The organism is Stenotrophomonas sp. RIT-551 (assembly GCF_026241915.1).
GTDB classification, from domain to species: domain Bacteria; phylum Pseudomonadota; class Gammaproteobacteria; order Xanthomonadales; family Xanthomonadaceae; genus Stenotrophomonas; species Stenotrophomonas bentonitica_A.
On record NZ_JAPJIU010000006.1, the window covers coordinates 189053 to 200929 of the forward strand.

General features: G+C 63.3%; 9 protein-coding genes. 1 reads left to right on the top strand and 8 read right to left on the bottom strand.

Annotated elements, in window-relative coordinates:
- Window positions 1-7 precede the first annotated feature (7 nt).
- The 8 genes from ORK51_RS09855 to dnaA form a co-directional block, all read right to left on the bottom strand.
- On the bottom strand, window positions 8-628 hold the full coding sequence (locus ORK51_RS09855; RefSeq protein WP_266084810.1) for an energy transducer TonB: 621 nt from the start codon (window positions 626-628) through the stop codon (window positions 8-10).
- A gap of 146 nt (window positions 629-774) precedes the next feature.
- Window positions 775-1971 carry a tetratricopeptide repeat protein gene (locus ORK51_RS09860; protein ID WP_019184053.1) on the bottom strand — a complete coding sequence of 399 codons (1197 nt, stop codon included), beginning with the start codon at window positions 1969-1971 and terminating at the stop codon, window positions 775-777.
- A 142-nt stretch (window positions 1972-2113) separates the two neighbouring features.
- Entirely contained in the window at window positions 2114-2920 is an 807-nt protein-coding gene (locus ORK51_RS09865) for a M48 family metallopeptidase (RefSeq protein ID WP_070426279.1), read from the bottom strand.
- A 71-nt stretch (window positions 2921-2991) separates the two neighbouring features.
- A complete protein-coding gene (locus ORK51_RS09870; protein WP_266084811.1) occupies window positions 2992-3843 on the bottom strand; it encodes a CPBP family intramembrane glutamic endopeptidase in 852 nt (283 codons plus the stop codon).
- Window positions 3844-3910: 67 nt separating this feature from the next.
- Entirely contained in the window at window positions 3911-6370 is a 2460-nt protein-coding gene (gene gyrB / locus ORK51_RS09875; RefSeq protein ID WP_070426277.1) for a DNA topoisomerase (ATP-hydrolyzing) subunit B, read from the bottom strand.
- Window positions 6371-6483: 113 nt separating this feature from the next.
- A complete protein-coding gene (recF, locus tag ORK51_RS09880; protein ID WP_261997922.1) occupies window positions 6484-7581 on the bottom strand; it encodes a DNA replication/repair protein RecF in 1098 nt (365 codons plus the stop codon).
- A 1186-nt stretch (window positions 7582-8767) separates the two neighbouring features.
- Window positions 8768-9868 carry a DNA polymerase III subunit beta gene (gene dnaN, locus ORK51_RS09885; RefSeq protein ID WP_019184048.1) on the bottom strand — a complete coding sequence of 367 codons (1101 nt, stop codon included), beginning with the start codon at window positions 9866-9868 and terminating at the stop codon, window positions 8768-8770.
- Window positions 9869-10144: 276 nt separating this feature from the next.
- Window positions 10145-11479 (bottom strand): chromosomal replication initiator protein DnaA, encoded by a 1335-nt coding sequence (dnaA, locus tag ORK51_RS09890; RefSeq protein WP_046272260.1) that lies wholly within the window; start codon window positions 11477-11479, stop codon window positions 10145-10147.
- A 253-nt stretch (window positions 11480-11732) separates the two neighbouring features.
- On the opposite strand from dnaA, the gene rpmH reads away from it, so the two are divergent.
- On the top strand, window positions 11733-11873 hold the full coding sequence (gene rpmH, locus ORK51_RS09895) for a 50S ribosomal protein L34 (protein WP_006404565.1): 141 nt from the start codon (window positions 11733-11735) through the stop codon (window positions 11871-11873).
- Window positions 11874-11877 lie beyond the last annotated feature (4 nt).

An 11877-nucleotide genomic window follows, 5' to 3' on the forward strand; every position in this document is an offset into this window, starting at 1 on the left:
GCCACTATCAGTTCAGCGCAAAGTTGACCGGGACGCGAACGCGACCTGCGACCTTCTTCCCGCCCGATTCCGCGGAACGGAAGCTCCACTTGCGAGCTGCTTCCATGGCGGCGCGGTCAAGGTCACGGTTACGGCTGGACTTCTCGACCGACACATTGGTGACGTTGCCATTGGCATCGACGTCAATGATCAGGATGACTTCACCCTGGATACCAGCACGGAACGCGGCCGGCGGGTAACGCGGGGGGTTCATGTTCTTCGACGAGATGTCGACGCTTGCCTCAATGGTGCTCGGCGGCTGCGGCGGCGACGGCGGCGAAGGCGGCGTGACGATGTCGGTCGGACGCGGGTCCGGGATATCGACCACAGGAGCCTGCGGCGGCGGCGGAACCGGGGACGGCTTCGGCGGCGACAGGTTCTTGACCGGCGGCGGCGGAGCGTCGACCAGGGTCACCATGATGTTGCGTTCTTTCTCCGCGACGGCCTTGGGAGCCACAGCCGGGATCAGAAGCATCATGAAGGCGGCGAGATGCAGTGCGATTACAAAAGCGATACCCACGATACGCGGCCAGGAGAGGCCGGTGTCATCGCGTTGTTCGTACCTGTGAACGACTAGTTGTTCCGTCATGCGCCAAGAGCTCATTAGTGGGGCCGGGATACCCGGGGACAGGTAGCCCATGATCAGCGGTGCATGACACCGCAGGAACCTCCAAGCTTATACCAATCCTGAGCGCCTGCGCATCACTTGTGCAGGCATTCAGGCGTTATTCCTACTTACTTCAGGTTGATGATTTTCTTCGCATCCGCCTGGTTCTTCACACCCTTCGCCAGCGCTTGCTGGGCGGCCTGCTTGGCCTCCGGAATGCGACCTTCCGAATGCAGCACGCGTGCCAGATTCAGGTAGGTCTCGCCATCCTTGGAAAGCGGGGCAGCCTTCTGCCACGCCTCGATCGCCTTGTCCGCCTGCTGCGGCTCGGAGTAGTAGTACGCCTGGGCCAGTGCCAGGTATACCTGATAATCCGGCTTCAGGATGTTTTTCTGCAGGCCATCATTGATAACGGCAATGACGTCCTTTTCTTTGTTCTCGCTGTTGGCGTAGATCGAGTACAGCTGCTTGTACTCGCGCTCGTCGGTCAGCTGGCCGGCTGCGTACAGCTTGGCCATGACCGCGCCGGCCTTGTCCATCTGGTCGGCCTGCATGTACATGCTGGCCAGGTTCAGCTGGGCCTTCTTGTCGTTCGGGTTCTTGGCAGCCAGCGTTTCAGCCTGCTTGACCGCTTCGCCGGTCTGGCCGGCTTCGGCCATGGCGGCCATCAGCAACTGGTTCCAGTTGTCCTTCGGCTCGGGCGAGCCGGCGATGGCCTGCTGCAGCACCGGGATGGCCTCGGCATAGCGCTCGGCCTGGTACAGCGCCTGGCCCTTGGCGATCAGCTCTTCGGGCTTGTTCGACTTGGTCTCGGCGAAGTACTTGTCCAGGGTCGCCAGGCCTTCGTTGATCTGGTCGTCCTGCAGCTGCAGCTGACCCAGCATCAGCATCGACTGGTAATGGCCGTTGTTGTCCAGGCCGCCGAGCTGCAGCACCTGCTCGAGGTACTTCTTGGCCGAGGCGACGTCGTCCAGCTGGTAGGCCGCCTGCGAGGCGAGCTGCGCGGCGAGCGACTTGTCGTAGGTGTTGGCGGCGGGATTGGCCAGGATTTCGTCGGCCTGCGCGCGCGTCTCCGGGAACTTCTGGTCGTTGTAGCTGTCAATCATTTTCTGCAGCTTCGGGCCGACCTTGGCCGAGGACTTCTGCTCCGGCTCCTGGCGGGTCGCGTTCGGGTAGAGCACTTCGGCCTTGGCCTGCTTCTTCCCGCCACGCGCGCCACGCTCCGACGAGCGGGCCTGGGCGAAGGCATCGGTGATCATGGCGCCACTTACAGCGGTCGCGATGAGGACGGAAAGGACGGCTTGCTTGTGGTTGCTGAAAATCATCTTTCACCTCGATCGAACCGCCGCAGCGGCATCAAAACGGACTGTCAGAAAAATCTGAGCCGCCAAACGTATCAGAAACTGATGGCGTGAGAAATCGTTTCCGATGCTGCAATACAGCATCTTTTGGTCGCATACGGGCGCGTCAGCCACACTTCGGACGACGCCCGTCCGCCTGGGCTTGTTGGTATACACCACTCAGGGAGGGCGCGTCTCGCTGCAATTCCCGGATGCGGTTGGCCGGATCGGGGTGGGTGGACAGCCACTGCGGTGACCGGCCGCCGCTGGCAGCCATCATGTTCTGCCACAGATCGACCGCCTGGGCCGGGTTGAAACCGGCCTCGGCCATCAGGCGCTGGCCGACGATATCGGCCTCGCTTTCCTGGGTCCGCGAGCCTGGCAGGAGGAAGGCCGCCTGGGCACCGGCGCCGCCGAGCTGGCTGACGGTACTGGCCGCTCCCTCGCCGTAGGCCGCGCCTGCCAGCGCGCCGAGGACCGACAGCCCGGTCTGCGCACCCATCTGGCGGGTGATGCGTTCTTCGTGGTGGCGGGAGATCACGTGCCCGATCTCGTGGCCGATGACGGCGGCCAGCTGATCCTGGTTCTTGGCGACGGTGAAGATGCCGGTATTGACCCCGACCTTGCCGCCGGGCAAAGCGAACGCGTTGGGTTCCTTGTCGACCATCAGGGCCGTCTCCCACCGTACGCCACGGTACTGTGCGGGAAGCTGAGCGACCAGCGCATTCACCACGCACTGGACGTAGGCGTTCTGCTTCGGGTCGGTGCTCAACGTACCTTTGGACTTGGTCTCGGTAAACGCCTGCGCGCCCAGCTGGTCCAGCTCGGCCTGCGATACCCCGCCCACCATCTGGCGGCGGCCGGTGGGTGAGGTGGTGGTGGCGCACGCGCTCACCAGCATGGCGATGGCAATTCCCAACAGCACTGGTTTCATGTGCGATCCCCCGTGTTCATATGCGCAGTGTGGAACGTGGCCACGTAAATTTTCGTCAAGCCGCGTGGTCGTTATTGGATGCCCAGGAACATGAGGGCGGCCAGGGCAATGCCGTTGTTCACCGCATGCGCGGCGATCGGCGCCCACAAGGTGCCGGTGCGCTGGTAGAGCCAGGCGAAGGCGGCGCCCATGCCGCCATAGACCAGCCACAGCTGGGCGATTTCCCATGGGCCGTTGGCGCTGGTACCGGGAATTTCATGCACCAGGGCGAAGGCCAGGCTGCTCAGCAACATGCCCAGCAGCGGCCGGCCGGCCTGCCACAGGCGACCGAACAGCACCCGACGGAACAGCAGTTCCTCATAGGCCGGAGCAAGCACCACGGCAAACAGCGCCAGGAACCAGGGGAAGCGCGTCATCGCCTGTTCCATCAGCGCCAGGTTGGTCGGCACCGGCTCGATACCGCCCTGCTTGGCCAGCCACGCGATCAGATTGCTGCCGACGATCACCCCGGTGGCGACCAGCAGTGTCCACCCCCAGGTGGAAGGGCGACGGGCGGCCTGGAACGACAGCGCCCGTTCGGCGGGCGTGGCCCGACGACGGAAGAAATACAGCACCAGTGCCGCGCCACCGGTGGCGACCAGCGCCATCAGGATCTGGGCGAGGGCACCGGGTTGCCCGAGCTGCTGGGCAAGACCGGCGACCGCGGACGCATCCGCACCGTCGCGCGCCGCCTGGTAACCGACGATCGCACCGCGGTAGAGCCCCCAGGCTAAACCGCTGATCAGACTGAGCGAGAGCAGCACCGCCACGCCGATGCCCAGATCGATGAAGAACCCTGCAAGCGGAGAACCCGGCCTGCGCGGTGATGATGGAACAGCGGGGGGCAGCGGAGGCGTCATGGACGCCGGGGGGGTAACGGACATCGGATTCCTGGCATCGGGAGGCGATGGCTGGCCAGGGTCGCCCCCGGCCGGCCTTGCCCCGATTGTGTCAGATATCCAGGTTGGCGACCTTCAGCGCATTGTCTTCGATGAAGTCGCGGCGCGGTTCGACCACGTCGCCCATCAGCGTGCTGAAAATCTGGTCGGCGGCCACGGCATCCTCGATCCGCACCTGGAGCAGGCGACGGGTGTCGGGATTGACCGTGGTGTCCCAGAGCTGCTCCGGATTCATTTCACCCAGACCCTTGAATCGCTGGATCTGGCGACCCTTCTTGGCTTCATCCAGCAGCCAGTTGCGCGCCTCGGCGAAGCTGCCGACCTCGGCCGATTTGGCACCGCGGCTGATCTTCGCACCGGCACGGACCAGGCCGTGGAGGAGCAGGGAGGACTGGTGCAGCGCACGCAGTTCGCCGGTCTCGAATGCGGCCAGCGGCAGCACCTGGATCAGCTGTTCGCCCATGTGGCGACGCGTGACCAGCACGGCTGCCGGACGTTCGTCGGTGGGTTCCTGCAGTTCCAGCGTATAGCGCGGCGAACCGAGGCTGCCCTGGTTGAGGCGGGTGGCCAGCGCGGCCAGGCCCTCGTCTGCGCCGGCCTTGCGCAGGTGTTCCAGATCCATCGGCGTGAAATCGATCAGCGCTTCCAGCACCTGGCGGTCATAACGATGGCTGTTGCGCGCGATGGTTTCCTGTGCCGAGGCGTAGGAAAGCAGCAGCTTCTCCAGCGCCACGCCTTCGATGCCGGGTTCGCTCTCGGCCGGGATCAACGAGGCATTTTCCACCGCGCTGCTGGCCAGGTACGCATCCAGCGCCGGGTCATCCTTCAGGTACAGCTCCTGCTTGCCCTGCTTGATCTTGTACAGCGGCGGCAGGCCGATGTAGATGTGGCCACGCTCGATCAGCTCCGGCATCTGACGGTAGAAGAAGGTCAACAGCAGCGTACGGATGTGCGCGCCGTCGACGTCGGCGTCGGTCATGATGATGATGCGGTGGTAGCGCAGCTTGTCCGGGTTGTACTCGTCCCGGCCGATGCCGGTGCCCAGCGCGGTGATCAGCGTACCGACCTGGTCCGAGGCGAGCATGCGGTCGAAGCGGGCACGTTCCACGTTGAGGATCTTGCCGCGCAGCGGCAGCACGGCCTGGTTCTTGCGGTTGCGGCCCTGCTTGGCCGAGCCACCTGCCGAGTCACCCTCGACGATGAACAGTTCGGACAGCGCCGGATCTTTTTCCTGGCAATCGGCCAGCTTGCCCGGCAGGCCGGCGATATCCAGCGCGCCCTTGCGGCGGGTCAGATCGCGCGCCTTGCGGGCCGCTTCACGTGCACGCGCCGCGTCCACGATCTTGCCGGCGATCGCCTTGGCTTCGTTGGGGTTTTCCTGCAGGAATTCTTCCAGGCGCGCACCGAAGGCACTTTCCACCGCCGGGCGCACATCCGAGCTGACCAGCTTTTCCTTGGTCTGGCTGGAGAAGCTCGGGTCGGGCACCTTCACCGACAGCACCGCGATCATGCCTTCGCGCATGTCATCACCGGTCAGGTTGATCTTGGCCTGCTTGGCGATGCCGTTCTGCTCGATGTAATTGTTGAGCACACGGGTCAGCGCACCGCGGAAACCGGCGAGGTGGGTACCGCCATCCTTCTGCGGGATGTTGTTGGTGAAGCAGTACATCGTTTCCTGGTAGGAATCGGTCCACTGCAGCGCCACGTCCACGACGATCCCGTTGGACTCACCGGTGACGGAGATCACGTTCGGGTGCAGCGGCGTCTTCAACTGCGCCAGATGCTCCACGAAGCTGCGGATGCCGCCTTCGTAATGGAAGTCGTCGCGCCGGCCGTCGCCGCGCTCGTCCACCAGCACGATCTTGACGCCGGAATTGAGGAAGGACAGCTCACGCAGGCGGCGGGCCAGGATGTCGTAGTGGAACTCGACGTTATCGTGGAACGCCTTCACCGACGGCCAGAAGCGCAGGGTGGTACCGCGCTTGGTGCTGGCTTCAACCTGCTTGAGCGAGTTGACCGCAGCACCGTCAGCGAATTCCTGCTGGTAGTGGAAGCCGCCCTGGTAGATATCCAGCAGCAACTTCTGCGAGAGCGCATTGACCACGCTGACGCCGACGCCGTGGAGGCCGCCAGACACCTTGTAGCTGTTGTCATCGAACTTGCCACCGGCGTGCAGGACCGTCATCACGACTTCGGCGGCGGAGACTTCGCGATCGAGCTTCTTGCTCATCTGCTCGTGCTTGCCGGTCGGGATGCCGCGCCCGTTGTCCGACACCGAGACTGAACCGTCTGCGTGGATCATCACCGACACATGGTCGGCGTGGCCGGCCAAGGCTTCGTCGATGGAGTTGTCGACGACCTCGAACACCATGTGGTGCAGACCGGTGCCGTCATGGACGTCGCCGATGTACATACCAGGACGCTTGCGGACAGCCTCGAGGCCTTCCAGGGCGGTGATGCTGTTGGCGTCGTAGTTGCCGCTGTTTGCGGGGATGTTCTGTTCTTCAGTCATTGCGCTTGCCGTAGGCTCCGCAGGTCGGTCCGCCGCGATGAGGCGGGGCGCCGAGTAATAAGGGGTTGCAACAGCAATTATACCAGCCGGGCACCGTGGCCCCTGGGGGACCACTATGGCACAGGCTGGACCTGTCCATGTTCCACGTGGAACCGCGTGATATCTGTCGCGTCGATCAGTGCCGCCGGAACTTCAGTGGCGGTGATGAAGATCTGCGCCGGGCCGGCCTTCAAGCGCTCCAGCACCCGTGCCTGGTGGTGTCGATCCAACTCCGAAGACAGGTCGTCCAATGCGATGACCGGCCATTCGCCGCGCTGCTCGGCGTAGTCTTCGGCCTGTGCCAGCAGGCAGGTGAGGGCCGTCAGTTTCGCCTGCCCCCGTGAGAGTGCATCCCGGCCGGGAATGGTCTCGAATCCGACGCTCCAGTCGGCCCGGTGTGGACCGACCGAGGTATAGCCGGCCATCCGGTCACGTTCCCGGGCCAGAAGCAGGGCATCGGAGAGAGAAACCTCCTGCTTGCGCCACCCTGGGCTCAAGCTCAGCGACTGGATGCCCAGATTGGGGGCCAGGACGGCGGCCAGCTCCACGGTTCGCTCCTGCAACCGCTCCAGGTAGTGCTGCCGGCGGATGGTCAGCGGTTCGCCGGCCTCGGCGAGCTCTCGATCCCAGGCATCCAGGGCGTGCGGATGGCCGCCCTGCTTGAGCAGAGCGTTGCGCTGCTTGAGGGCGCGCGAGTACCGCCGCCACAGCCCCATGAAGTCTGGTTCCACGTGGAACAAACCCCAATCGAGGAACCGCCGACGGGGCTCACCGCCGCCACTGACCAGCGCGTGGCTACCTGGCTCGAAGGTCACCACCGCCAGCGCTGCGCAGAGGGTGCCGAGCTGGGCGACATCCTCGCCGTCCAGTCGGCCTTTCCATTCCTGCCCACTGTGGCGGAGCCCGGCCTTGCGCCGCGTCGGGGTTTCGGCGCCTTCGCGCTGCTCATCCCATTCGACAAAGACATCCAGCGCCTCCCGGCCCTGGCGCACCAGCCCATCCCGCACCCGGCCACGGAAACTGCGCCCGTACGCCATGACATGCAGCGCCTCCAGGACACTGGTCTTTCCGGCGCCATTGTCGCCGGTGATCAGATTGATACCCGGTTTCGGCGCGAGTTCGACGGTATCGAAGCGGCGAACCTGGTGCAGGGAGAGACGGCGGATATGCATGCGGAAGATCGACGACGCGCCGGGCGGCAGAGGGGTAGCGGGGAATCGATCAGCTTACTGCATTGCCCTGGTTCCACGTGGTGCAAGCAGCCCTGGAAGTGCGCCGCCGTACAGTCCCCGGCGTTTCACCCAGCGGCGGGAGGAAATGCCGGGCCCGGGCGGACGATGGCGAACCCCACTGCCCGATGTGGAGCAGTGCAGTGCAAGGCGGACGAGGCGCGTAGGGGAGTCACTCAGGCGTGCCGTACCACGTGGAACATGCCCGTCGACCTCCACCCGGACGCTCAAGAACACGCTCAATTTCTTTAATTCTGAGGCTCGTCCAGGCCCATGGTGCTGCAGATTTCAAGAAATCCGCGGCGTTTTCCAGGGCGCCCAGCAGCCCGATCGGTACGTCCGCGCTGGATTGTTTGAATTCTGCGCGCGTGGCCGAAGCGCACCCTGTCAGAAATGAACGACGCTCGCGCAGACCCAAACGAGACTGTCCACATCCCCCATGTATGAGTTATGCACAACCTCAGGGCAATCTGTGGATAAAAAGAGGCCCTGGAACAGGCCTTAAAGATATCCACAGGATCACCCCCAGGCTCAGGCCCTGTTTTACCGGGGGTTTCGAGCCCCCAATTCCCTTTATAACCAAACACTTAACCTACTTTTCAACCAAATCTGGCTCTACCACCACCACCTAGCTTTAGATTTATATACAGTTTTTAAAAGCATAGAGCTGTGATTCAGCGGCAGAAAGCCGGCTCGACGCGGCGCTCCAGATCTGGAGAGAAATCTGTCCTGGTTCGCAGTGGCGGCTTAACGGGATTCACGAGATTGGCGGCGGGCAGGCGCTACCGAGCCACTTTTGCACCTGCGTTCGATAACGATCACGCCATCGCAAGATCGCCACTGGTTTGTGAGCGCAGCGGGGATGCGAATCGCGTGTGCCGGTGGCGACCTTGGTTCACGTGGCCGGTAACCGTGGAGATCGGCCTTCACCCCCTATCCATGCAGCAGGCCTGCGTGTGCGGATACCCGGTCAGACAAGCAGGCAGGCGGGCAGACGAACCAAGCATCTCCAAAGGTTCAACGCTACGACGATGCTCCACGTGGAACATCGCTTCTTTCGCCCAAAAAGAAACCCGGCAGTGCCGGGCTTCTCAGACAACTCGGTTCCACGTGGAACCAGCGCGCCAGGTCAGAGACGCAGCGGCATCACCACATGACGCGACTTCTCGCTGCTGGCCTCGCGGACCAGCGCAGAGGAGTTCGAATCACGCAGCTGGATCACGACGTGCTCGTCGCGCAGTGCCGACAGGGCATCCAGCAGGTAATTCACGTTGAAGCCGATGGCCAGGTCGCTGACCGTGGTATCGGCCTCGATCTCTTCCTGGGCTTCTTCCTGCTCCGGGTTGTGCGCGCTGATTTTCAGGTTGCCCGGCGAGACTTCCACGCGGATACCGCGGTACTTCTCGTTGGACAGAATCGCAGCACGCTGCAGCGAGGCACGCAGGGCTTCGCGATCGACCTTCACTTCGCGATCGGCACCGATCGGGATGACGGCCTCGTAATCGGGGAAGCGGCCGTCGATCAGCTTGGAGGTGAAGGTCACATCGTCGCGCTTGACGCGCACGTGGCTGCGGCCGACTTCCAGCTCGATCTCGCGATCACCGCTTTCCAGCAGGCGCTGCAGCTCGGTCACGCCCTTGCGCGGCACGATGATCTGGCGCTTGGCACCGCTGGCCTTTTCCAGCTCGGTTTCGCACAGCGCCAGGCGGTGACCATCGGTCGCCACGGTACGCAGGGCATCGCCACGCAGGTCGAACAACAGGCCGTTGAGGTAGTAGCGCACGTCCTGCTGGGCCATCGCGAACGCGGTGCGTTCGATCAGTTCCTTCAGGGTCGCTTCGCCGATGGCCACGCGCTCGGTAGCTTCGACTTCGTCGACAGACGGGAAGTCGTTGGCCGGCAACGTTGCCAAGGTGAAGCGGCTGCGCCCGGCCTGCACGGTGATCTTGTCACCGGTCTGCGAGACGGTGATCCGGCTGCCGTCGGGCAGGGCACGGATGATCTCGAACAGCTTGCGGGCGGGGATGGTGGTCTCGCCGTCCTGGGCATCTTCCACCGCGATCCGCGACACCATTTCCACTTCCAGGTCCGTACCGGTCAGCGACAGCTGTCCGTTCTGGACCTGAACCAGGAAATTAGCCAGAACCGGCAGGGTCTGGCGGCGTTCGACCACGTTGACGACTTGTGCCAACGGCTTGAGAAAGGCTTCGCGCTGCAGTGTGAAACGCATGTGGTTCCGTGCCCCTATGCTTTAAAAAAATGTGGAATAAATCAAAAGCTTGGTGGTGCTGGTAGGGCCAGAATCGCGGGAAAACACGACTAAGCCTTTGTAAACAAAAGGGTTTTTGACCTCGAAACCCTCTGCATTACTAGCCCCCAAGGGGTGGGGAAAGGTGTGGATAACTTTACCGCCGAATCGAGCGGCTTTTTTATCCACAACCTATACCTCGCTTACTACCGGATTCTGCACCGTTTTATGCGATGACGCCTTAGCGGCGTACATGCATCATTCGCTCAACTTCCGGATCAGCTTGTCCCAGTCTTCCCGCAACTTGCCGTCGGCTTCCATCAACGTCCGGATCTGCCGGCAGGCATGCAGCACCGTGGTGTGGTCCCGGCCGGCAAAGGCGTCGCCGATTTCCGGCAGGCTGTGCTCGGTCAGTTCCTTGGTCAGGGCCATGGCGACCTGACGGGGACGGGCCAGCGAGCGGGTCCGACGCTTGGACAGCAGATCCTTGATCTGCAGCCCGTAGTAGTCGGCCACGGTTTTCTGGATGTTGGGAATGCTGATCGCCTGCTGCTGGGCGCGAAGCAGGTCGCGCAGGGTTTCCTGGGCGAAATCAGTGGTGATCGCACGGCCGGTGAAATTGGCGCGTGCGGCCAGGGTATTCAACGCACCTTCGAGGTCGCGGACATTGGAGCGCATCTTCTTGGCAATCAGAAACGCCACATCGTCGGGGATATCGGTGCCACGCTCGCGGGCCTTGGCCAGCACGATCGCTGCACGCGTCTCGAAGTCCGGCGGCTCGATCGCCACCGACAGGCCCCAGGCCAGTCGCGACTTCAGCCGTGCTTCCAGGCCTTCGACTTCGCGCGGGTACCGGTCGCAGGTCAGGATGATCTGCTGCTTGCCGTCGAACAGGGCGTTGAACGTATGGAAGAACTCTTCCTGGGTACGGTCCTTGCCGGCGAAGAACTGGATGTCATCGATCAGCAGCGCGTCCACCTGCTGGAACTGGCGCTTGAACTGGTCCATGGTTTTTTCCTGCAGCGCACGGATCATCGCGCTGAAGAACTGTTCCGAACGCAGGTACAGCACCTTGGCCGCCGGGTTGGCCTGACGCATCGCATTGCCGGCCGCGAACATCAGGTGGGTCTTGCCCAGGCCGGTCCCGCCGTACAGCAGCAACGGGTTGTGGGCCCGGTCGCCCGGCTTCTGCGCCGCCTGGAACGCCGCGGCCAGGCCCAGCTGGTTGCTGCGGCCCTCCACGAAGTTGGCGAAGGTGTAGTGCGAATCCATGTTGCCGGCGAACGGCACCAGGGGCTCGGCCGGCGCTGCCGGTGCGGACAGGCCCGGAATCGGCGCGATCTGCGCCTCCACCGGGCGCGGACGCGAGCCGATTTCAAGAAAAACGTCGCCGAAACCGGCGAAGTGCGCCAGCAGTTCCTTGATGCGCGGCAGATACAGCTCGCGCACCTGGTCGACGATGAAGGCGTTCGGCGCATAAAGCACCAGGCTGTCCGCGCGCAGATCTGCCTGCAGCGGCTTCAACCAGGTGTGAACATCCTCGGGCGGAAACTCTGCTTCGAGGCGTTCGAGGGAACGAGACCAGGCATCCATCGGCAATAATCGTCTGGGGCCAGCGGATAGGCGAACAAAAGCGCCGCACCGCAGGCCGGAAGGGGGGAAGAATGGATGGCGCAGACTACCACCGACGAGGGGGGCCGGGAATGGTTGTCCCAAAGTTATTCACAAAACGATCCACAGCTATTGCACAGCCCGGTGAATTCCCGTAGTGACAGACACTTGACGGGACCTCGATGAGGTCTATAGAATTTCCGGTTCTTTCCGTCCCCTTCATATAGAGGCCCGCATGGCCACCAAGCGCACTTTCCAACCCAGCAACCTCAAGCGTAAGCGCGACCATGGCTTCCGTGCCCGTATGAAGACCGCTGACGGCCGCAAGATCCTGTCGCGTCGCCGCGCCAAGGGCCGTAAAGTCCTGAGCGCTTGATTGC

Coding starts and splice junctions, on each gene's coding strand:
- ORK51_RS09855 (WP_266084810.1), bottom strand. CDS start 628: ATGACGGAACAACTAGTCGTTCACAGGTACGAACAACGCGATGACACC.
- ORK51_RS09860 (WP_019184053.1), bottom strand. CDS start 1,971: ATGATTTTCAGCAACCACAAGCAAGCCGTCCTTTCCGTCCTCATCGCG.
- ORK51_RS09865 (WP_070426279.1), bottom strand. CDS start 2,920: ATGAAACCAGTGCTGTTGGGAATTGCCATCGCCATGCTGGTGAGCGCG.
- ORK51_RS09870 (WP_266084811.1), bottom strand. CDS start 3,843: ATGTCCGTTACCCCCCCGGCGTCCATGACGCCTCCGCTGCCCCCCGCT.
- gyrB (WP_070426277.1), bottom strand. CDS start 6,370: ATGACTGAAGAACAGAACATCCCCGCAAACAGCGGCAACTACGACGCC.
- recF (WP_261997922.1), bottom strand. CDS start 7,581: ATGCATATCCGCCGTCTCTCCCTGCACCAGGTTCGCCGCTTCGATACC.
- dnaN (WP_019184048.1), bottom strand. CDS start 9,868: ATGCGTTTCACACTGCAGCGCGAAGCCTTTCTCAAGCCGTTGGCACAA.
- dnaA (WP_046272260.1), bottom strand. CDS start 11,479: ATGGATGCCTGGTCTCGTTCCCTCGAACGCCTCGAAGCAGAGTTTCCG.
- rpmH (WP_006404565.1), top strand. CDS start 11,733: ATGGCCACCAAGCGCACTTTCCAACCCAGCAACCTCAAGCGTAAGCGC.